Annotated in this window: 21 protein-coding genes and 2 tRNA genes; 5 read left to right on the forward strand and 18 right to left on the reverse strand. The window is 49.5% G+C overall.

Features of this window, described 5'->3' with window-relative positions; genetic code table 11:
• Positions 1 to 2 precede the first annotated feature (2 nt).
• Both tsaE and U8U68_RS08195 read right to left on the reverse strand, forming a co-directional pair.
• A complete protein-coding gene (tsaE, locus tag U8U68_RS08190) occupies positions 3 to 452 on the reverse strand; it encodes a tRNA (adenosine(37)-N6)-threonylcarbamoyltransferase complex ATPase subunit type 1 TsaE (RefSeq protein ID WP_322200342.1) in 450 nt (149 codons plus the stop codon).
• Positions 439 to 2,118 carry a formate--tetrahydrofolate ligase gene (locus U8U68_RS08195; RefSeq protein ID WP_322200343.1) on the reverse strand — a complete coding sequence of 560 codons (1,680 nt, stop codon included), beginning with the start codon at positions 2,116 to 2,118 and terminating at the stop codon, positions 439 to 441. Before U8U68_RS08195 ends, tsaE begins: the two co-directional genes overlap by 14 nt.
• A 357-nt stretch (positions 2,119 to 2,475) precedes the next feature.
• Between U8U68_RS08195 and U8U68_RS08200 the strand changes: the two genes are divergently transcribed.
• A complete protein-coding gene (locus U8U68_RS08200; protein ID WP_322200344.1) occupies positions 2,476 to 3,690 on the forward strand; it encodes an FtsW/RodA/SpoVE family cell cycle protein in 1,215 nt (404 codons plus the stop codon).
• Between the two features lie 833 nt (positions 3,691 to 4,523).
• On the opposite strand, the gene U8U68_RS08205 is transcribed toward U8U68_RS08200, so the two are convergent.
• From U8U68_RS08205 to galE, 9 genes are all read right to left on the reverse strand, one after another.
• Positions 4,524 to 4,766, reverse strand: a complete 243-nt coding sequence (locus U8U68_RS08205) for a hypothetical protein (RefSeq protein ID WP_322200345.1) — start codon at positions 4,764 to 4,766, stop codon at positions 4,524 to 4,526.
• Between the two features lie 28 nt (positions 4,767 to 4,794).
• Positions 4,795 to 5,805, reverse strand: coding sequence for a sugar-transfer associated ATP-grasp domain-containing protein (locus U8U68_RS08210; RefSeq protein WP_322200346.1), 1,011 nt, complete (start codon positions 5,803 to 5,805; stop codon positions 4,795 to 4,797).
• A 16-nt stretch (positions 5,806 to 5,821) separates the two neighbouring features.
• Positions 5,822 to 6,043 (reverse strand): DUF3006 domain-containing protein, encoded by a 222-nt coding sequence (locus U8U68_RS08215; RefSeq protein WP_322200347.1) that lies wholly within the window; start codon positions 6,041 to 6,043, stop codon positions 5,822 to 5,824.
• Between the two features lie 17 nt (positions 6,044 to 6,060).
• Positions 6,061 to 6,987 (reverse strand): ComEC/Rec2 family competence protein, encoded by a 927-nt coding sequence (locus U8U68_RS08220; RefSeq protein WP_322200348.1) that lies wholly within the window; start codon positions 6,985 to 6,987, stop codon positions 6,061 to 6,063.
• Between the two features lie 715 nt (positions 6,988 to 7,702).
• A complete protein-coding gene (locus U8U68_RS08225) occupies positions 7,703 to 8,938 on the reverse strand; it encodes a galactokinase (protein ID WP_322200349.1) in 1,236 nt (411 codons plus the stop codon).
• Between the two features lie 156 nt (positions 8,939 to 9,094).
• Positions 9,095 to 11,083, reverse strand: coding sequence for an NAD-dependent DNA ligase LigA (gene ligA, locus U8U68_RS08230; protein WP_322200350.1), 1,989 nt, complete (start codon positions 11,081 to 11,083; stop codon positions 9,095 to 9,097).
• A 540-nt stretch (positions 11,084 to 11,623) separates the two neighbouring features.
• The gene (locus tag U8U68_RS08235) at positions 11,624 to 12,199 is read right to left on the reverse strand and encodes a sporulation protein YunB (protein WP_322200351.1); all 576 of its coding nucleotides are present in this window, start codon (positions 12,197 to 12,199) and stop codon (positions 11,624 to 11,626) included.
• 120 nt (positions 12,200 to 12,319) lie between these two features.
• Positions 12,320 to 12,895 (reverse strand): Maf family protein, encoded by a 576-nt coding sequence (locus tag U8U68_RS08240; protein ID WP_322200352.1) that lies wholly within the window; start codon positions 12,893 to 12,895, stop codon positions 12,320 to 12,322.
• A complete protein-coding gene (gene galE / locus U8U68_RS08245) occupies positions 12,879 to 13,901 on the reverse strand; it encodes a UDP-glucose 4-epimerase GalE (protein WP_322200353.1) in 1,023 nt (340 codons plus the stop codon). The genes U8U68_RS08240 and galE overlap by 17 nt, the downstream gene beginning before the upstream one ends.
• A 231-nt stretch (positions 13,902 to 14,132) precedes the next feature.
• Between galE and U8U68_RS08250 the strand changes: the two genes are divergently transcribed.
• The 4 genes from U8U68_RS08250 (at position 14,133) to U8U68_RS08265 (ending at position 17,150) form a co-directional block, all read left to right on the forward strand.
• Complete coding sequence (locus U8U68_RS08250; RefSeq protein WP_322200354.1) at positions 14,133 to 14,519, forward strand: putative ABC transporter permease; 387 nt, start codon at positions 14,133 to 14,135, stop codon at positions 14,517 to 14,519.
• A gap of 146 nt (positions 14,520 to 14,665) precedes the next feature.
• Positions 14,666 to 14,754: transfer RNA gene (locus tag U8U68_RS08255), tRNA-Ser, on the forward strand.
• Positions 14,755 to 14,815: 61 nt separating this feature from the next.
• Positions 14,816 to 14,905 (forward strand) — tRNA-Ser (locus tag U8U68_RS08260).
• Between the two features lie 358 nt (positions 14,906 to 15,263).
• The gene (locus tag U8U68_RS08265) at positions 15,264 to 17,150 is read left to right on the forward strand and encodes an LTA synthase family protein (protein WP_322200355.1); all 1,887 of its coding nucleotides are present in this window, start codon (positions 15,264 to 15,266) and stop codon (positions 17,148 to 17,150) included.
• Between the two features lie 131 nt (positions 17,151 to 17,281).
• Here the strand turns inward: U8U68_RS08265 and U8U68_RS08270 are convergent, their stop codons facing one another.
• The 7 genes from U8U68_RS08270 to U8U68_RS08300 form a co-directional block, all read right to left on the reverse strand.
• Positions 17,282 to 18,040, reverse strand: coding sequence for a hypothetical protein (locus U8U68_RS08270; RefSeq protein WP_322200356.1), 759 nt, complete (start codon positions 18,038 to 18,040; stop codon positions 17,282 to 17,284).
• The gene (locus tag U8U68_RS08275) at positions 18,028 to 18,186 is read right to left on the reverse strand and encodes a hypothetical protein (RefSeq protein ID WP_322200357.1); all 159 of its coding nucleotides are present in this window, start codon (positions 18,184 to 18,186) and stop codon (positions 18,028 to 18,030) included. The genes U8U68_RS08270 and U8U68_RS08275 overlap by 13 nt, the downstream gene beginning before the upstream one ends.
• A 20-nt stretch (positions 18,187 to 18,206) precedes the next feature.
• Positions 18,207 to 19,370, reverse strand: coding sequence for a COG1361 family protein (locus tag U8U68_RS08280; RefSeq protein WP_322200358.1), 1,164 nt, complete (start codon positions 19,368 to 19,370; stop codon positions 18,207 to 18,209).
• A gap of 181 nt (positions 19,371 to 19,551) precedes the next feature.
• Positions 19,552 to 20,211: an ATP-binding cassette domain-containing protein gene (locus U8U68_RS08285; RefSeq protein WP_322200368.1), complete on the reverse strand. Its 660-nt coding sequence runs from the start codon at positions 20,209 to 20,211 to the stop codon at positions 19,552 to 19,554.
• Positions 20,212 to 20,281: 70 nt separating this feature from the next.
• Positions 20,282 to 20,569, reverse strand: a complete 288-nt coding sequence (locus tag U8U68_RS08290) for a hypothetical protein (RefSeq protein WP_322200359.1) — start codon at positions 20,567 to 20,569, stop codon at positions 20,282 to 20,284.
• A 2-nt stretch (positions 20,570 to 20,571) separates the two neighbouring features.
• On the reverse strand, positions 20,572 to 21,174 hold the full coding sequence (locus tag U8U68_RS08295; RefSeq protein WP_322200360.1) for a hypothetical protein: 603 nt from the start codon (positions 21,172 to 21,174) through the stop codon (positions 20,572 to 20,574).
• Positions 21,167 to 21,724, reverse strand: a complete 558-nt coding sequence (locus U8U68_RS08300; RefSeq protein ID WP_322200361.1) for a hypothetical protein — start codon at positions 21,722 to 21,724, stop codon at positions 21,167 to 21,169. The genes U8U68_RS08295 and U8U68_RS08300 overlap by 8 nt, the downstream gene beginning before the upstream one ends.
• Between the last annotated feature and the right edge of the window lie 269 nt (positions 21,725 to 21,993).

Consider the following 21,993-nt stretch of genomic DNA (forward strand, 5'->3'; position numbering starts at 1 on the left):
ATTCAAAGCCGTCCTTTCCAGCCGTTAATGGTAACCACCCTTTGGTTTTCCTCTGGGCCAGGCTGAATATCCACATGAACAAACTCTTTGGGCAGAGCAGTCTCAATATTCTCGCTCCATTCAATAGCCAGCACCCGATCTGTGTCCAAATAATCAAAGAAGCCTGTGGAGTACAGATCATCCCAGCTCTCAATACGGTACATATCAAAATGTTCCAGAGTTAACCGGCCTGCATATTCATTTATCAAAGCAAAGGTGGGGCTGCTGGCCACGTCTCCTGCCCCCAAGCCAATGGCCAGCCCCCGGGTAAAGGCGGTTTTGCCCACACCCATTCCTCCTGTAAAGGCAATTACTTCCCCACCTGTCAGCTCCTCCGCCATCCGACGGGCCAATTCAGCCGTTTCCTCAGGGGAGCTTGTGATAAACTTCTGAGTCATCTCAGAACAGCCCATGAATCACAGACTGCTGGTCCACATCAATCTTCTCAGCAGCAGGGACCTTTGGTAGACCAGGCATGGTCATGATGTCACCCGCATAAGCCACCACAAAGCCAGCGCCGGCAGAAAGCTTCAGATCTCGGATGGTGATGGAGAAGCCACGAGGACGGCCTAGCAGCATAGGATCATCGGAAAGAGAATATTGGGTTTTAGCAATACAGACTGGCATCTTGTCTCCACCTAAAACTTTGATCTCTTTCAGAGACTTGGCCGCCTGGTTGGTAAAGATCACGCCGTCCGCGCCGTAGATGTTTTTGGCCACTGCTTGAATCTTCTCTTCCACTGGGGCCTCGTCGGGATAAATCGGGGCAAAATGAGACTCACTGTCCTGGCACTTCTCTATAACATTACAGACCGTCTGGGCCAGGTCCATACCGCCTTCGCCGCCCTTGGCAAACACCTCGGAGAGCGCGTAGCTGACGTCCAGCTCCTTGCAGCAGCGGTCGATTACCTCCAACTCTCTGTCTGTGTCTGTACCAAAGCGATTGATAGCCACCACCACGGGTACCCCAAACTTGTGCATATTTTCCACATGGGCTTTTAGGTTGACAATGCCTTTCTCCAGCGCCTCAACGTTTTCAGCGGAAAGCTCTGTCTTGGGTACGCCACCGTTATATTTCAGAGCCCGCACTGTAGCTACAACCACCACACAGTCCGGGGCCAGCCCTGCCATACGGCACTTAATGTCCATAAACTTTTCCGCCCCCAGATCCGAGCCAAAGCCCGCTTCTGTAATGCAGTAGTCGGCCAACTTTAAAGCCAGCCGGGTGGCCCGCACCGAGTTGCAGCCGTGGGCAATATTGGCGAAGGGCCCGCCATGCATAACGGCCGGGGTTCCTTCCAGGGTCTGCACCAGGTTGGGATTGATTGCGTCTCTCAGCAGTGCGGCCATAGCGCCCTCGGCCTTGATATCCCGGGCATACACTGGCTGTCCCTGGTAATCATAGGCAATAAGAATGTTTCCTAAGCGTTTTTTTAGGTCTGGCATGTCTTTAGCCAAACACAAAATAGCCATGACCTCGCTGGCCACGGTAATAATAAAGTTATCCTCCCGGGGTACACCGTTGATCTTTCCCCCCAAACCCACTACCACATTGCGCAGGGCACGGTCGTTCATATCTAGGCAGCGTTTAATAAGGATACGACGGGGATCAATGCCAAGGGCATTCCCCTGCTGTAGATGGTTGTCCAGCATAGCACAGCATAGATTATTGGCAGAGGTAATAGCGTGCATATCCCCCGTAAAATGCAGGTTGATGTCCTCCATCGGCAATACCTGGGCATAGCCGCCGCCGGCAGCGCCCCCCTTAATGCCAAATACCGGTCCCAGGGAGGGCTCTCGCAAAGCAATGATCGCGTTTTTCCCAATTTTCGCCATAGCCTGGCCTAGACCAGCTGTGGTAGTGGTCTTTCCCTCTCCGGCAGGCGTGGGATTAATGGCGGTTACCAGCACTAGTTTACCGTCAGGTTTTCCAGCCAAACGCTCAAACGCTCCCGCGCCTATTTTGGCCTTGTACTTCCCGTAAAGCTCCAGCTCATCTGCCAAAATCCCCAACTCTTCCCCTATTTCGGTAATAGGCCTCAGTTTCACACTCTGGGCTATTTCAATATCGCTCTTCATAGACTTGCCTCAACACCTTTCCAGTATTATTTCAGTAATAAATCTGCCTTTCATATTGAATTTGAGGATCTTCAACCCCGTCATTCAAAACAGGCTTTAACTCTACCCATTATAGAGTATATTCTGCAAATAGTAAAGCCCGAATCAAAAAAACTTGCTCTTAACAACTATACATGTTATAATATGTTGTAAAAGTATTTGTAAAAAACACTTTATGTAAAAAAACAGAAAATGTAAAATATCATATCATTCTCCTGGCATTTGACACTCTTTTATCAAATTGCTATAAAGTAAAGAATTATTACTAAGCATAATTCTCCGTTACAAAATACCATTTAAAAAATAAGGAATCCGAAAATGTTGAATAGAATATTTAAAAGTGTATTCGACTATCTAAAAAGGGCAGACATCCTCCTCTGGTTTCTTTTAGCTGCTATTTCCGTCTATAGTCTGGTCTTATTGAAAAGCGTCTCTCGGGCCACTGTAGCCGATTATTTTCGTACGCAGTTCCTAGCTATTATTCTAGGCGTGACTGGTGCGATCATCGTTAGTATGATAGATTATGCGGAGATTTCTAATCTCTGGTATCTCATCGCAGGGTTTTGTGTGTTTCTCATGATCTACACTCGGCTTTTTGGCGAACAGATCGTGGGTTCTGGCGGTGTGGACGCCCGGGCCTGGATCAATATTGGCGGAAGGACCTTCCAGTCCTCTGAGCTGGTCAAGATCGCCTTTTTGCTTACCTTTGGCAAGCATCTGGATATTCTTAACAAGCGAGGACGGTTAGAGGACCCGATTCAAGTTATCCTGCTAAGCGTCCACGCCTTTATACCAATGCTGTTATGTATATGGCAGGGCGATACCGGCGCAGCGGTGGTATTTTTCGCTATGTTCATTATTATGAGTCTCTCAGCCGGGGTACAGCTACGGTACTTCATCATTTTGGCCACAATAATCGTTATTGCACTGCCTGTTGCCTGGCAGTATTTTATGCCAGAGTACCAGAAAGATCGCTTCGTGGCTGTATTCAACCTGGACGATCCGGACGTGCGCATGAATGAAGGTTATCAGCAGTATCAGGGACGTACCTCTATTGGCAGTGGAAAATTCTGGGGGCAGGGCTTGTTTGAGGGCAACCGGGTGAACAGTAACGTAGTAACCTTTCAGCAGAGCGACTTCATCTTCTCGGTCGCTGGCGAGGAACTGGGCTTTGTAGGATGTTCCGCTATTTTAGTTTTACTCCTGCTCTTCATGTTAAAAGTCCTCCATGTGGCCAGGACCTCTCGGGATGACCTGGGCCGGTACATTTGCTTCGGATTCTTTGGGCTTATTGCTCTACAGTCTATTGTAAATATCGGCATGTGTCTGGCCATCCTGCCTGTTATGGGGGTCACCCTCCCCTTCTTTAGTGCTGGTGGTTCCTCCTCCATGTGTTTGTACTTGGGTTTTGGCTTGGTGCAGAGCGTACACATGCGGCGCAAGGAGATTGATGGTTTACATTTAAAACGAAAAACACCTCTGCGCTTTTCATATAAGCAGGCTAAATCGGCCCGGGAACTTAAAAAAATGTAGAAAAAAAGCCGGATGGGTCCTTTCCCCATCTCGGCTTTTTTTGTTTATACTAACACATACAAAAAACATTCCGAAAGGCAGATTTTTCCACAAGAACAATGGTGCCTGGTTGCAGCCTTCATGCATTCTCATCTGAAAGCGCAAAATAACCGTCTCCTCATAACCAGGAAACAGGGGCTCCAATGAACAGCATCGGTTGACCAAAAATGTGAACCAGCCGGTAAGAAATCAAGAAACCAGGAAGAGCGCGGAACGGACAAGGTAGGAGTAGCCCTAATCATCTTTAAAGAATGTCTTTATCCTCAAAAATAAGAAAAGCACCGCCACTCGCCTCCAAATGCATTGGGACTGGTAGACCACCGCTTACAAGTTCGCTACCGGGAATTTAAACATCTTCTGGGAGGTGCCTGTAAGCCTTCCTCACCCAGCCGAAAGAGATAGGCGCAATAGACCCGGGGCACAATCACAGCCTACTCACCCCCCGAAAGATCGGGTGTGAGCTCTGCACAGCGAGATGGCAAAGTATGTGGTATTCTATTCTCTGACAAATAAGCGGAGGAATGTTTGGTGGAGAGGGACCACAGACCGGAAAAGGTAGGAGGGAAGGACGCAAAGATAGCTTGCGCGGCGGAGACAATCAAGCCCTCTAAAACTGGAAATATTGGAAAAGCCACGGGGTGTTCGTCTTTGTGATCTTCACAATGAAATAAGCTGCCGTACTAGCACCAAGACATGCCGCAGTTTCCGCTAAATCATCTAGTAGCCGGCCATAGGTATACGTTGCCCCGCTATATGCAGAATAAACCAAACTAAGTGTGAAATTGTAAACGACGTTAGGAATGCCGTTCCAAGGCTCCCAAACCGCCCATTAACCAGCCTTTTTGCTTGCGTTGTTTTCTTACTAATACTCTTAGCAGTGTTTTACGCTCTGTTCTACAGGCTCCCGCAACCCCCGGAAGTTCTCCACTTTGCCTCCTCGATTCTATTGTTATTTCTTTGCTTTCCAATAGTTCTACACCTATTCTTACGCTTTTATCTCCAGAGAAGAATTTATTACCAGCCACAAAAAAGATCAAACGCTCTCAAATTCCGGAAAAAGAACATCTAGATCCCGTCCACAAATTCCCGGAACCGGGGAAGCATCCCAACTCTATCAGGTGTATGGGGAGGCATCTGTAAAATATCGTATCCAGGCAGGTTATTGCCCTCTACCAGTACCGGGCCCGTAGGAGTTACTGCCACATCCCAACCCACATAGCGCATTTGGGGCACCAGTCCTGCCGCCTCCACGCACATGGCTTTACACTTCTCCCACAGGGGAATTTGAAATCCCTGTATATCCACACCAGTTTGGGGATGTTTCTTATAGGTCTTACGATCTTTATCATAGCCAGGGTATTGCACCAGTCCTGTCTCCATGTCAATAGGGGCAAACATTCCTCCCGAATGCAGGTTGTCCACTGGTCGACCGCCGTTTCCAATACGGATGTGGGCATAGACAATATGGGCTCCACTGTCGTTCAGCACTGTGACAACTCGCAACGTATTGATAGAGCTGGGATTCAGCCGGTCCAGGTCTGGGTGTTGCTGGAGAACCTCCTCCACCACGCCCACATTGTCGGCCATCAGCTTCTGGTACATCTGGACAGGGTTCTTATAATCAGCTGTAAACAGCTTTTCCACACCTTTGCCTCCAGTACCGTCTTCTGGCTTTACCATAATCTGGTCTCTGCCACTGAGAAATTTCTCAAACTCTTTCTGCCCAGCCTTGGAAAAATCCAGCCAATCTCGACCTATATAGTGAGCAAACTTGGTATAGAACTCGCTTTTATTATCAAAATAATGGTAATATTCCCGGTCATTCAACAGTTGTACCAGGGTGTTGTTCACGCTCCTGGTCACATATGTGGCTCGCTGCTCGGGCGTTAAATTATAAAACTCGCATAGTAGATAATCATTGAATCCGGCCCCGTACCGCAAGCCGCAGCCTACCACGTCTAGCAGTACAGACGGCCGATTCTTGCCAGTTATTTGATGAACCGTTTTTACTGTGCGAAATAGTTCACCGTAATCCATCCGCACTACGCAGCCCAATATATATCCCAGCTTACCCAAACCAGCCGCCTCCTTATCATCTACCAAACGTCCGGCGTTGCTTTTCCGCAAGACGCTCCCGGCGACGTGCTGTCTCCTGCTGGTCAAAGGTCAGTTCACCTTCGTCGCTAATTTTCAACACCGCGCCTTCTCCCACGCCCTGGGGAAGCTCTGAAACCTCGATGGCAAAATATTTCTGCTCTGCATCCTCGCAAATGGCGTACTTGCCCTCAAACCGGTCAATAATCAACTGTCTCATAGGGAAAGCTTCCTCCTTTATTTCTCCGTGGTGATTGTGACGCACTCTCCGTCAAAAGAGAACACAATGTCACCATCCGTGTCTGTTCGGTATATTCTTGCTCCGGCTGCCTCTATACAAGCTAAAGGTCCTTCTCTGGGTAATTTGTTTCGATCATATCCAGTGGAGACCACCGCGCACCTGGGAGCAACCTGCCGGATAAATTCTTCTGTAGAAGATGTGGAGCTGCCGTGGTGGGCAACCTTCAGCAAATCCACCGAGAGGTCTTGCCCAGAAAGAACCAGGTCTGCCTCAGCCTCTTTTTCTATGTCTCCGCAGAATAACGCGGAAAAGCCGCCGCAATCCATCCGCAATACCAGTGAACTATTGTTGGTATCCGCATATTCCCTTACTGGACCCAAAACCGTAAACTCTGCTTGTCCCAAAGTGAACTGTTCGCCCTGCCGCAGGACTCTTTGAGGAACATCGTGCTCTCTTAAAATCTCGTCAAGCATGGAAAAACCGGCAGAAGCTCCTGGCTGCCACTCTGCCCGTAAAAACATCCCAGTCTCTATTTCTGATACCACGTTTGCCATGCCATCCATGTGGTCGCTATCCGGATGGGACAAGATAGCATAGTCCAGACTCTCCACTCCGTGACGAAAGAGGTAGTCAGTGGTTTGGTACCCTGCCAAAAAATGGCCGGAATCCAATAAGGCGGTGTGGCCATCACTTTTAATCAAAATAGCATCTGCCTTCCCCACATCCAATACGTGGATTTCCAAAGGCAGCTTCTGTCCGGTCCAATCACTGAAACGCCCTTGAAAGCAAACTGCTTTCCAAAAGGTTTGGACTGGTGGCAATGCGCACAGTGCCACCACCACACAGACCAACACGCCCAAAGTGATCTTGTCCCGTTTCAGCTGCTTTTGCTCTTTTTTCAGGTAGAACGCCCGGTTTGTCAAGTCCGCCACTTCCTTTTACCGGTCTTATTATACCCGAAATATTCCTCCGACGCAAGCTGTTTGAAAAAAAGTCTGACACCTAAGTGACAAAAGATTATTGTAAATGTATGATTATACTTAAAAAATCCGCAAAAACATATCAAAGAAACTTTTTATGCGGATTCATCTAGGGCTTGTTTGAAAATAGAGAAAGTGTCGGATTTTTGCCCTGGCGGGTGCGGTTTGACGAAGAAAACCGCAAGGAATACTTTCGTATTACGAAGATTTTCGACACACAAATCCGCCCGGACAGGGCATAATGACGGTGTTTGCGATTTTTCAAACAAGCCCTAATGGGGGCATAAGACTATCAGACAGTCTACCAACACTTTGGGAATACACTTCTCGGTCTTTGGCTCAACGAGGCCAAGAATAGTCCCGCTGAATTCCAGCAATACCCTTCTCGAAATCCAGCAACTTACATTTGTATCCACAGAACCCAGTGGTATACGTAGTCTGTATCCTTGACGGCTACACTGGACGTCGAGGGTGCATCTACCACCTGGCAGTGGCCAATGAGGTTCAACTTGTGAACGTAGGCTCTGGAATGGAAAACTGCTTTTTGGCACGACCGCTTTGCCCTACTTCATGTTTTTGCAGAAGGCAGTTAAAATATATGCTGGCCTAAGCCCCCTTTTCCCTCAGAGTCTTAGGCCAGCCCTAAACATTATTCTATCTACAGTTCGACTTTCACACCACCACAGCCGCGCACTGTAAGTACATAGCAACTTCCTTGACCAAACACCTTCTCCATACCTTCCCGATAACTTTCCAACAGGTCAAAGGGTACATAGGCCTGGATGGTTCCCGCAAAACCTCCTCCATGCACCCGGCAGGCGCCACGGCCTTGCAACAGGAACTCGGACACAGTCAGTGCCAGGGGAATTCCCTGCTCTTTAGGATGTGTGGGGGAGTATACATTTTGCAGTCGTTCCTGGGAGGATCGGCCTGAATCGTTTACCATCATTAAGAAGCCGCCAAAGTCCCCAGCTTTTAGTGCCTGTGCCTCTTCATGTGCCAAGCGGTCATCATCAAAAAAGTGCATGGCCCGCAATACTGCCCGGTCGCCGGTGGCCTTGCGTACCCCACTCAAATCGGTATAAAAATCTTTTTCCTCCACTTGCCTTAGAAATTCTTTACCAAAGTACCTTGCCACCGCTTTCATTTCCTGGGGAATAGCTGCATAGTCCGGGGTTAGATCAGCGTGGCTGCCGCCAGTGTCCACCACGCACAGGGCATGGCCGTAGGCGTTTAGGTCAAAGTCTACCTTTTCAATAACCGGTTTCTTTGGGTCACCAAAGTCCATTGCGGTTACGCTACCCACCGAGCTGGCCATTTGGTCTAAAAGGCCGGAAGGTTTGCCAAAGTATACATTCTCGGCATACTGGGCAATCTGAGCGGCAGTCATTGGATCAATGGCCCCATCATTGTACAGGTGGCTCACCAGGGTAACCACCAAAATCTCAAAAGCCGCCGAGCTGGAAAGTCCCGATCCCTTCAGCACCCGGGTCATGGTGTAGCAGTCGAAGCCACCCACTTGATAGCCTAACTCCTGGCACCGGGCACAGATGCCCCGGATCAGGGCCTGAGAGCCGCTGATCTCCTCCCTGGGAGACAGGTCCTTTAGGTCTACAGTATCCACCCGGGGATACTCTAAAGAGCGCAGCCGGGCTATGCCCGTATCGGTTTTCCGCGCCATGCCCACAATGTCCAAATCAATGGCGGCGGCTAGCACCCGGCCATGATTGTGGTCGGTATGATTACCACCGATCTCCGTACGGCCCGGAGCGCTGAAAAAGGCTGTATCCCCATCATCTCCAAAGGTATCAATAAACCCCTGGCGGATACTCTCATAGCGCTTCGCCTGTTCCCGCCAAGCACTACTATATAGATCCTTTATATTGACTGTCATAATCTTCACCTCTGAATATTTTTAATATAGTCCTATCTTTTTTAACAAGCCGGAAGCAGAAACATACGAAAGCCAAGTACCAGGGGCTGCCCAAACCCTTGAGATTTGGCCAAGTTCATCTCCATATCCGCCACATTTGGTGGGTTTACGTCCCTTTTACGCTTCACGAATCAAGGCCAACAGCTCTTCTTCCCCAATCACCGGCACTCCCAAGCTTTGAGCCTTCTCCAGTTTACTGCCGGGGTCCCCCCCAGCCAGCAGATAGCCGGTCTTTTTGGATACCGACGAACTTACTTTTCCCCCGTGCTTCTCAATCAGCTGCGAGGCCTCTTTGCGGCCCATGCTGGGCAGGGTTCCAGTAATAACAAAAGTCTTGCCTGCCAGCGCCGTACCCTTAGGCGCAGGCTCTCGAACCGACATATTCACACCTTGTGCGGCCAGCCTTGCCACCAGATCCTTGGTCCCAGAATGGGAAAAGAACTCTACCACCTCCTGAGCCATCACCCCACCGAATCCATCGATTTGGGCAATGTCCTCTTCAGAAGCCTCCATTACCGCCGCCATGCTTGGGAAAGCGCCGCACAGCTGCTGAGCCGCTTTCGCCCCAATATGGGGAATGCCAAGGGCAAACACCAGCCGGTATAGATCGTTTGTTTTGGAGTTTTCCATGGCCGCCAGTAGATTTTGAGCGCTTTTTTTACCCATGCGTTCCAGGCCAGAGAGCTGTTCTTCCGTTAGAGTATATAGGTCAGCGGGAGATGCCACTAGCCCTTCCTTTGTCAGCTGTTCCAGCAAAGCCGGGCCCAGGCCATCAATATCCATTGCGTCCCGGCTGGCAAAGTGGATCAGGTGCCGCAATAGCTGGGCTGGACACTGAGGATTGGTACAGCGCAAAGCCGCCTCCCCCTCCTCTCGAGAGACCGGCTCTCCGCAGGAAGGGCATTGTTTCGGCAGCTGAAAAGGCGGTGCGTCCTTTGGACCGCTAACCAAAGCCACTACCTCCGGAATGATCTCTCCCGCCTTGCGCAGCAGGACCCGGGACCCCACCCGTATGCCCTTTTCATTGATAAAATCCTGATTGTGCAAGGTAGCACGGCTCACCGTGGTACCCGCCAGAGTCACTGGCTCAAAGATCCCTGTGGGGGTCAGTACGCCAGTACGGCCAACATTTACCTCAATATCCAGGAGGGTAGTTTCTTTCTCCTCCGGCGGATATTTAAAGGCTTCGGCCCAACGGGGAAACTTTGCGGTACTCCCCAGCTCTTCCCGCTGGTGGAATTCATTTAGCTTGACTACCGCACCATCAATGGGAAAGTCAAACTCACCCCGGCGGTGTGCGATTTCTTCAATAAACTCTATAATTTCCTTCATATCTCCGGAGCGGAAATACAGGGGCGGCACCGTAAAGCCTAGCTCCCGCAGGGTTTCCAGAGACTGGTCGTGGGCAGTGAATTCCTCCCCCTGGGCCCGCTGAACGTTAAATACAAAGATATCCAACTCCCGTCCAGCAGTGACTGTGGGATCCTTCTGCCGCAAAGAACCTGCGGCGGCGTTGCGAGGGTTTTTAAACGGTTTCTCTTCCAACAATTCCTGGCGCTCACACAGCCGCTGAAAGGCGCTTTCAGAAAGATAGACCTCGCCTCGCACCTCTAAGAAGGGTACTGGCCTGGTCAATCGTTTGGGTACAGTGCGAATAGTACGGATGTTCTCGGTTACGTCCTCTCCGGTTATGCCATCTCCCCGGGTGCTGCCTCGGGTAAAGACTCCGTCTACATACTCAATTGCTACAGATAGGCCGTCGAACTTTGGCTCCACCACATACTGGGGCCGGTCTACCACGTCCCTAACCCGGCGGTCAAAGTCCCATAGTTCTTCAGGAGAAAAGGAATCGTGAAGGCTCTCTAAAGGTACTGGGTGCTCCACTGGAGCAAAGGTATTGTACACGGGTCCCCCCACTTTTTGGGTGGGCGAGTCCGGTGTGGTCAACTCTGGAAACTGAGCCTCCAGCTCTTCCAGCCGACGGTAAAGAAGATCGTATTCAAAATCCGTAATCTCCGGGTCATCGTCCGTATAATACTTTTTTCCATGGTAAATAATCCGCTCCCGCAGGCGCGAAATTTCTACCTCTGCTGTTTTTCTGTCCATAGCCACCTCTTTTTCAAGATCTGTGTTAAACACTGCATTGGCAAACCAAATTTCAGTATTATAGTATCATTGGTTTAAAATCGACCACGAATCGTGGAAGTAGCCTCCTTAGACCTACACAGCCGGTATTCATCATGATGATTTTCAACGCTCTTAATTTATCATAGCCAGTATGAACCCGGAAAGGATAGAGGGTAAAGGAGGACGCCTCTTTTCAGTTTTCCCTACTATAACGCAACAGTTTTACTCTATCCATCAGTAGCAGTGGGTATACATTCTCCTGCCGTCACCTTTTCTACCAAGCATGATCGTGGGACACCAAATTTCGCTAACCGATGGGATCAAGCTAGAGTCTATTTTAAAATCGGAGAAATGCTGGATTTTTGCTCAGAAACAAGTGGGTTCCAGGAAAAAAATCGCAAGCCAATCTGCCGGTTGACGAGGATTTTTGACGCGGAAGATGGCCGCTTATGGGCAAAAAGACGGCGCGTTTTGGATGTTTCAAACAAGCTCTAGTCTCAATCGGTTCGGAGCAAGAGTCTATTTACCCGCCATCCATTTGGGAACCTCACCTACTACGAGAGTTTCCGCCAGTACTGTGGCAGTTTCAGTCTCCACTGCGGTCTCGAACCGCTTTGACTGAGAATAAGCTTGAGCCCGTACTGTCATAATCAATCGGTGGCAAGTCTGGTTAACCCCCGCGCTGGCGAACTCCGTAGAGAACTCCACCACGGCTGATCCCTCCAGCCGCAACTTAATAGGCACTGGGAAGCCTCGTCCGCTTAATAGACCAATACCCGTCAGACTGCCCACTGGCACCTGGGCTGTAGCTTGCCCCCGCAGAGACTGTGACAGCCGTTCCAGTACCCCGGCTTTCAGCTTGTTCAGCCGTTTTGCGTCGGCGGTAACCAAGCTCACTTGGCCGCTTTCCTGCCGCTGCACTGTCACAAAGGGTTCGCTTTGAGCCTCTAGTTCATCCTGTACCGCCTGGCTGACACAGTCTAAAATATATCCCCGGGCTGCCTCTCGGGTCAGTTCACCGGAAACACCTCCTAGACCCAGCTCGGAGAGGCCAAGGACCAGCAAGCAAAGCACAACTGGAACAAAAATGGCCACTCTAAACTTTCCTTGCCCCCGCCGGTAACGATGAGGTCTATGTCTTATGTATCGCATTGCACCACCCCTCTATTATAGTACGCGGGGCGGTGCTTTTTGTGAGTATACAGATCCGGGCCGCTATTTCGCCATGGACCGCAGGCGGCGCAGGGTCTCGGCCACAGGCAGTCCTACAATGTTGGGGTAATCCCCAGCAATCTCCTTCACCAGCATAACGCCTACACCCTCGATGCCATAGCCTCCTGCCCGGCCAGCAGACTCGCCCATAGCCACGTACTCGGCAATCTCTTCCTCTGTCAACGAGTAAAAGGTCACATCTGTAGCCTGATGGAATACCTGAGTCTCTCCTCCGGCGATCAGACACACTCCAGTATAAAGCTGGTGGGTACGGCCTGACAGCCGCCGCAGAGTGGTCCGGGCAGCTTCGTCATCTACGGGTTTACCAATAATCAGCCCATCAATACTTACCACCGAATCCGCCGCAATAATAACTCTGCCTGGGCACAATGCCGCCACAGCCTGGGCCTTGCGCTGGGCCAAAGCCTCTACGGTCTCTATGGGGGTAAAGTGTTCCGGCACGGTCTCATCCACGCCGGAAACCACCACTTCCATTCTGACCCCCGCCTGCTCCAGCAGCATCCTCCTGCTAGGAGACTGGGAGGCCAGCACAACTGTTTCCTCAATCCTCAAAGCCATTGGGGTTCATCCTCTGCCAGCGTAGGGTATCCGCACACATATCATCCACGTTCTTCTTGGCGGTCCAGCCCAACTCTTCCTTGGCCAAAGTGCATTCAGCATAGCAGGTGGGGATGTCTCCCGGGCGACGGGGATCGATAACATAAGGAATATCCTTACCCGCTGCCTTAGAGAAAGCGGCAATCATCTCCAGCACAGAGATTCCCTTACCAGTGCCCAAATTATAGATTTTTAGGCCCTTCTGACCCTTTTCAAATAGCTGCAAAGCAGCGGCATGGCCCTCGGCCAAATCTGTGACATGGATATAGTCCCGCACACCAGTGCCATCCGGAGTGGGATAGTCATCACCAAACACGTGAACCTTTTCCAGCTTACCCACCACGGTTTGAGCAATATACGGAGCTAGATTATTAGGGATGCCATTAGGGTCCTCGCCAATCAGGCCGCTTTCATGGGCGCCTACGGGGTTGAAATACCGCAGCAGCACTGCACTAAGCTCCGGGTCAGCGGTGACACAGTCAGCCAAGATATGCTCAATCATCAGCTTCGTGTTGCCATATGGGCAGGCCGCGCTGGTTGGCAACACAGAATCCTCTTTAATAGGTACTGTAGCCGGGTCGCCATATACCGTGGCAGAGGAACTAAAGATAATATTATGCACCTTCTGTTCCGCCATAACCTTCAACAACACCAAAGTAGAGTTAATATTATTATCATAATAACGCAAGGGTTGCGAGACAGACTCTCCCACCGCTTTAAGCCCGGCAAAGTGGATAACGGCCTGGGGCTTCTCTTTCACAAATACCTCCCGCAGCTTTTCCTCATCCCGCACGTCGCACAGATAGAAAGCGGCATCCTTACCAGTAATGTCCTTTACCCGCTGTACCGATGTCTTTTTGCTATTGCAAAGATTATCCACAATGGACACCTGATGGCCTTGATTTAGCAGCGTAACCACCGTGTGGCTGCCAATGTAGCCCGCGCCGCCTGTAACTAATATTTTCATAATTTGCTCCTACCTTTCTCTATATTTGATAGCTTAGATTTGAAATCTTCTAGGTTCTTTACCCTGCAAATATTATAGGCAAAGATAGGGAAAAATACAAGAATTTTTATAAAATTGAGCAATATATTCCTAAAAAAAAGCAAAATACTCCCAACCAAAGGAAAGGCTCTGTCGCGCATAAGATTGGCAGCATGGGGCAAGGTAAGGAGGAACTGAAGGGAGGAAAGAAGTATGAGCCGAGACGGTGTGATTTTTCTGGCAGGCAGCTGTGCCTACCCTACTCTAGAAATGGCCTGGCGGGGCCACACCCATTACTCAATGGCCTTGGCTGGAGGCGTATGTCTATGTCTTATCGACCGAGTGTGTTGTGGACAGCTGAAAAATAGGAGTCTCTTTTTGCGGTGCCTGGCTGGAGCAGGGCTTATCACTGGTGTAGAGTTGGCGGCTGGGGTCGTAGTAAATGGCGTTTTTAACTTAAAGGTATGGGATTACTCCAACATGCCTCTAAATGTGCTGGGGCAGGTTTGTCTGCCCTATTCAGCGTTATGGTTCCTGCTTACACTACCAGCTATGGCCTTATGCGGCTTGTGCCGGAAATCACCGCTGCTGGAGGATTAGGAGTTATTTTGAAGAAACCATATTGCCAAAAAAGGTTGCTAAAAAAGAGAAAAAGGTTAAGGCTGATGTCCCCATAAAAATTTTTCCGAAAAAAGGATTGACATCCCATGGTGAATTGTGGTAATATGTATAGGCATCAGAGAGATGGAGAGGTGTCCGAGTGGTTTAAGGAGCTAGTCTTGAAAACTAGTGATCCCGCAAGGGACCAAGAGTTCGAATCTCTTCCTCTCCGCCAATTTGTTTATTTTTTAGTTTATATAGAGTTTTTCCTTGGAGGAAAGAAATAATTCACTTTTGGAGAAGTACCCAAGTGGTGAAGGGGCTCCCCTGCTAAGGGAGTAGGTCGGGAAACCGGCGCATGGGTTCAAATCCCATCTTCTCCGCCATCAAGAGTCAAAATGACTCTTCTCGAAGAAACCCGCGTTATAACGCGGGTTTCTTTTTTGAAAGCTTGAGATTTCGAAAAGATAATAATTTGCAGTTGCAAGTAAATGTTTTCACACATCCATTCCCCATCTTACTTCTCTTTTTGGAAAATAGCGTGAATATCTGCGTCATAATACTCCCGTATAAAAAATGCCTCTATCTTACTCTAAAATCATGCAATCATCCCAACATTTTAGATAAATATAGAAGAAAATCTATTCTGTAAGGCAACTGATACGTCTTTCCATAAAATTGACTTTTCCTCGCGTTCATGTTATACTGAAAAAATGAAAATTCCCTTTAGATTGGCGTGATTCTATGGAACAAAAGACCTCCCGGCGGGTGCCGGTTTTTCGTTTAGGGCTAGGCTGGTGCCTGGCTCTTACACTTCCGTTGGCCCTGGCAGAGATGTTGCTGGCCCTATATATTCAGCCCGGCCCACTGCGTCCCCTGCTCTCTTATATGAAAGACCATCTTCTCCTAGTGCTCCTAAACTTCCTTCCCTTCTGGCTGCTAACCCTATGTGGGTATTTTTTATTTGCCAATCCCTTTTTTGCGTCGGCTCTAGTTGGCGGGGTGGGAGGCGTTCTATCCATCGTGAACCGGACCATGGTGGAAAAGCGGGACGAGCCTCTCTCGCCAAAGGATTTCGGCCTCTTGAAAGAGGCCGGCGATGCCATACAAAGCTATGATCTAAACCTACACGTTCCCTCTATTGTCATGACCGTCCTCTTTGTGGTTATCATGTTTTTAATTGGGCTGATTTTTCGGGGCAAACGTCCGCTTACCCTCTGGTGGAAAAATCTCTGCTTCGCTCTTCTAGGTGCAGCGGTCTCCTTTGGGATATTAGTGGGCTGCATCCGTACTGTGTACAGTTCTAAAGAGCTCCACGAATCCTTTCCCATCCGGGCCCAGTATCATATGACCAGCATCTACGAGCAGTTGGGGTTCCCCTACTGTTTCTGCTACCACTTTAACACCTATCAAGTGGAGAAACCCGAAGGCTTTTCGGCCCAAGAAGCGGCTAGCTACGCCCAACAGCACCCGGTTTCTGATGACCAGGGCCTGCCGGTTAATGTGATCCTTGTCATGAACGAAGCTTTCTCTGATGTTACCAATTTCGAAGCTTTCGACTATCCTGAGGGGCAAGAACCCTTACAGTTCTTCAACTCTTTAAAGAACTCGGATCAGGCCATTACTGGCCATATCGTAGTACCGAATTTCGGTGCAGGTACCGCAAACACAGAGTTTGACGTGATCACCGGTATGCAGACCAACATGATCAGCGAGACCGGGGCCTCGGCTTTTCGGGTGCTGAATCATGATGTAGAAAGCATTTTCCGGATATTTTTAGAGGACGGCTATCAGACGGAATTTATCCACCCTGGGCAGGAATGGTTCTATAACCGCCAAAATGTATATAAGTATTTTGGTGCGGAAAAACTGATGTTTTCTCAAGAGTTCTCTGAGGCAGAGCGTCTTGGCCAATGGGTAACGGATGCGGCGGTGCTGGACGTACTAAAAGCAGAGTATGAGGCCGCGGTAGCTGCAAACCAGCCGTACTTTAACTATACCGTTACGATTCAGAACCATATGAGCTACTCCACAGAAAAATATGGTGATCTGGTGGTTCCTCAGGCCCCCATGAACCAGGATATAGAAGAAAAAGCCCACTCTATGCTCTCTGTGTACGCAAAAGGCGTCCGAGACGCAGATCAAATGCTGGAAGATTTAACTGAATACTATTCTAGCCGGCCAGAACCAGTGCTGCTGGTGTTTTTTGGCGACCACTTGCCTAACTTAGGCGATAGCTATTACTGTTATCAACAGATGGGCATGGAAGTGGGCGAGGGAAAAAATCCCGAGGCCACCCTGCGCACTTATAAGACCCCCTATGTGATCTGGGTCAATCACGCTGCGGTAGAACAGCTGAACTTTTCCCAAGCGAAGGAAGCCTTAGACCTGCCTTCAGACCATGTAATTAATGCCAACTACCTGGGTGCCGTCATCCTAGAATTAACTGGCCGCCGGGACGCCAACAGCTTCTTCTCCTACCTCAACGACCTGCGTCGGGAGCTGCCTGTTCTGCACAAAAGTGTGGGACGTGGTGCGGACAACCGTCTGTTTGAGGAGCTTCCGGAACAATATGAAGAAGTTGTACGAAAGATGCGGTTTTGGCAATATTACCGACTAAAAATAGAATAAATCACCTTAAAGAAGGCCTTCGCCAGATCACTTGGCAGAGGCCTTTTCTATAATTTCAGATTTAGTTTCTGCACCCAGATTTTTTCACACGCTGTTGCAAAGTGCCAACTCTACCCCTCCATGAGTTTATGTTATCCGTTACTGGCGAGTACTTCTTTTTTCCCCAACACCACCAGTGTCCACCCAGCCGCTAGAGCCAAAGCTGCCGCGATGCACTGATAGCGGAATTTGACCAACAGCAACTCTGTCTCATAAGTTTGAGCCAGCAGGTCCTCCTGGTTGCAGATGATAAACCCTTGGCCCTCCAAACTGCCAATCAAAATCTGGTCATAGTGCTCCAGACGTATTCGTAACATGTCCGAGTCGCTTAGCGTCAGACTATTTCCCGTGGATACGGCCCGGCCCTCTCCCCCAGGAACCCCTGCCGCGGCACTAAACCCGCCGCTTTCCCTTTTTCCATCCCGCTCATAGGTCATATAAACCGGTGAACGGGACTTACTGTCTGTTAGCTCTTGAAACGCCTCAGGGCTTAGCCAATACTGCTGTCCAGCTCCTTCCAACTTAATTCCATAACATTGGGCCAAATATTCTTCTGAAAGCTCTGTTACAGTCAATGTCATTTTTTCGCCGATAAGGACGTATTCCCTTTGTTTACTTACACCAATCACTCCTTCCATTGAGTGTAGTCCCTTGATCTTTGTATTCAGCAAGCTGCCAGAGACCTGCGCCTTCAAAATGTACTCCACCGGTTTATTGGCCAAAACGGCATATTCGCCTACCTGCCCTATCATCTCTACCGCAAACCATCCGGCCAGTAGAAACATCCACAGGGCCAGCTTTACCTTATCGTTCTGCCGCCTCAGGTTCCAAAGCTTTTTCACTCTCCCCATGGTCTACGCCTCTGAATCGCTTTCCCAAAAAAGTAAGCGCCAAATCCCAATGCTACCGCCCCCACAGCCGCCACAATCAGCCACCACTGCCCGAGATTATCCTGTTGAACCGGCGTCATCTCCGTAAATGGAGACTTGATATTCATTGTGAAATTTTCCTCCTGGCTTATTTGGTTGCCCGCCTCATCCTCATACAAATAGGTAATCCTCCCATCGGTTTGCCCGTAGGAAAATCTCCTTGCGTCAAACTAGTGATCTGCACCTGTAGGGGTTTTTCTGCGGAAGTTCCTCCGTCTAGGTCTCCAAAGAATGCCGTGCCGCTGGGTAAAAGTCCGTCTGCCTCCAGAGCAGCCCGCACATTGTAAGCCTTGGCATGGCTTAAGTTAATGGCTTGTACATTCACCTCCACTATATCAGAGATAACCACCTCGTTAGGCAGCTGCATAAGGGCAAACTCCATTTCCAGCGGTTGACGAATATTTACCCGAGCGCTGCCGGTTCCCGCACCAGTTAGTCCTTTGCCATAGGCAAAATCGTAGCTTAATGGAATTACATACTGTCCGGCCGGCGTTTCTGGCCTCACGGTATACTCATAGGTCACTTCTATTGTTCCACCCGCAGCCATATCACCAATGTAAACACTGTCCGCTGGACTGGCCAGAGCAAAGTTTTCCCCAGGAGAACCTGCCATAACCATCATATTTTCTAACGCCTCGGTCTTGCTAGTATTCAGCAGGATCACCGTTACCCGCAACCTATCTCCAGCATTGACGATTCCGGGCTCTGCGCCCTCTTCCAGCGAAACTGCCTGGCAGGACTGCACAAGAATTTTCGGCCCCAGCACCACTGGTTCTGAAATGGGCTCTGGAACCACTACAGGCCCGGGAGTGGCGTTAGGATCTTTTCCCTCCCGGATGGTCACATAGATTGTAAACTCTTCCTGTACCAGGGCCCCAGAAATGTCTTTGGCTGTAACGCTGATTGTAACCGGGTAGCTGCCCATAAAGCGCTCCTGTTTAAGGTCCAGCTGAAAATACACATAGTATCCGCTGACTTTGTCTTTTCCATCATTTACTTTTTGGTCGGTCCGTTCCACAGTTTTTTCATAGTTTTTTGTAACAAAAGGTCCGGTGGTCTCTCCTAATCCCACTTTTGCACGCAGACAATCGCCCTGCAACTGGCCATCGCATAGCAGCGGCAGAATCACTGTGACTACCCCCTTCTCCACTGTGGGAACATATCCCTGGGAGTAGCTCCTCTCCATCTTTTCATACCGATGTTTATTATCAATATACAGCCTTGCCAGTTCGGTGTCGGACTGGCTGTCCAAGGGTGGGGCAGTGCTGGGATGAATGCTCGGGATAGGTTCCGGGGTCAATAGAGGAGTGGGATCTGGCTCTGCTGAAGATACCAACTCCTCTGGTGGCTCAGACGCGCCTTCTGCTAAAATAGCCGAGGGCAAAAAAGCACAAAGAAGCACATTGCCAGAAGAAGAGTGATCATTTGTTTTCTCATATAAATCTTTCCTTTCCGTTTGGCGGTAGAGGTGCTCTCTCCACATCCATCTCAAAAACCTGGTCACACAAAATACGGATATCCTCTCCATTATGGCTAGCCAGCAGGATAGCCTTACCCTGTTCCCGCCGTTCACACAAAACTTGCCGCATCTCCTCCACAGTAGATTTGTCCAAACCGTTAAAGGGTTCATCCAAAACCAGCACCGCGGGATTTTCCATAATGGCCTGGGCAATGCCCAGGCGCTGCCTCATACCAAGCGAGTACTTTCCTACAGCCCTGTACATGCTTTTACTTAGGCCTACCTGGTCCAGCGCCTCCAAAATCTCCTTTTTGCCAATTCTGCCCTTTAACGACGCCAAAGTCTTTAGATTTCGGTATCCGCTCATGCTGGGAATGAACCCTGGAGTTTCGATGATAATTCCCAGGCTGTCCGGAAAATCGCAGTCCCTCCCCACTCTTCTGCCATTTACAGTAACCATGCCCTGATCTGGTCGAAGAAACCCACAAATGCACTTCATCAGCACCGTTTTCCCGCTGCCGTTGTTTCCTACCACGCCTACGATTTCTTCAGGAGAGATGGTCATGCTTATGTCTCTCAGTACCTGTTCCTTTCCAAATGACTTGTATACGTGTTCTACAAGAATGCCCCCCATCCCTGTCATAGTGTGCGCTCCCTTCTGGACAAGTTGTCCTTTTCATAATCTCCTAAAAAATCCTCCGCCTCTACCGCTCTGTGCCAGTGAAATGGAAAGAGTAGCTTCTTACCCGCCAAAAGGCCAACAGATATATCGTCAGGCTGGCTTTGGTAAAAATCAGGTAGGAATCCGCCAGCCTGGGAAGGTTGTCATATCCGAAATTGTGCATATAGTAAGTGGCATGATTTAAAGGGGACAGCCAACCACACAGGATGTTTGCCACACCAGCCTGGTACGGGTCTAGGCTAAGCCAGTCGATGAGAATCTGCGGAGTCAGAAAAAAACCGAATCCGCTGAGCACCGCCCCCGCCACCATACCTATCGCCCTTTCAGAAGATTAAAAAAGAAAATTACCGCCGAAAGAACCAGAGAGTAACCCAGAACCAGCAAAAAAATATGGACTGTACAGCGGTATGGAAAGGTCAGCTCCAGTACCTTTACAAAAGCTGGCACTGCGATGCTCTCTCCAATGGAGGAATATCCTAGTATTGCCGCCGTATTACTCCACAGATCTGCCCTGTAAGCCTGCGCTCCCGCCAGCAAGCAAGTGGAAAGCAGGATAAATCCCACAAAAAGTAGAGTGGCTAAGACCAAGTATAGAATTTGCCCCGCCATCCAGCAAAACCGATTGATACGCACTAAAAACAGTGGCACTTCGTTGCTCAGGTTAGGCAAGTCGGCAAACAAGAGCAGTAGACATAGAGAAATAAGCAAAATAGACGTCGCATCTCCAAAGGTCCAAATGAAAGGCTCAAATATTTGCAGCACCGTGTTTTGCTCCTGGGCAAAGTCCACCACCTTGCCTGAAAGAAGAAAACATGCCACAAACCCTAACCCAAAGGCCAGCCATATCTGGGGGCTGTGCCTCCACCGGCCAAAATTCGTTATGGCCGTAATTCCGATCTGCCGCAATTTACGCATGTTCCACCCTCCTCTGCAAAACGCTATAGTGCCACAGTCCTAGCACCAGAATCACCCCACTAAGTAAGACCATTACGCCCTTGTTACCCCACACCCAGGTATGCTGCGGACTTAACCACTCATAAGGATATAGACAATAAAGGCCCGGCCAGTAGCGCTCGCAGATAATTATCAGAAAATAGTAGATCACAAAGCTCCCTCCATAAGCCAGGTATTTGCTATTGGAAAGGGCAGCCAGCACCGCGGCCACTGCTGCCCACACTGCGGATGAGAGAAACAACAGGCCATAGTCGCTGGGCTGCCCTTTCTTCACTGCACAGAAAAGCCACGCTGACAAAACCTCCACACCTCCACCGGAAACTCCGCAGGCCAAAAACTTTCCCCAAATATATCCCCGCATACGGCCACGTACCAGCGCAAGTTTAAAAAAACCACCCTTATAATCATCCAGCCAGCCGCAGGCATACGGCAAGGTACAGATAATAGGTACCGTCATTTTATAGAGGATAGAATCTACCCCCTGGCACCAAAGTACAATGAATTGTAGCATCGCTCCTAGGAAAAGCGAAAGGAAAACACCGCACGTCGTAGGTCTGTTTCAAAACTGTTCATTACATCACCAAAAAAAGACGCCAAACTTAGGTTGCGCCCATAGTTTAACATCTTTTGTCTCATCAAGTATTCAGGAAACTATTACTCCTCCGCCGAAAGATAGGAAAGAAGCGGATGGAGGAAAAAACGAATAACCCGAGAGGGATTATGCTGGAGCCGACGCATAAATGAATGAATGTTATGAGAGATATCCTGCGCCGTATAAGG

The sequence above is a fragment of the Acutalibacter intestini genome, assembly GCF_034334985.1.
GTDB lineage: Bacteria > Bacillota > Clostridia > Oscillospirales > Acutalibacteraceae > Acutalibacter > Acutalibacter intestini.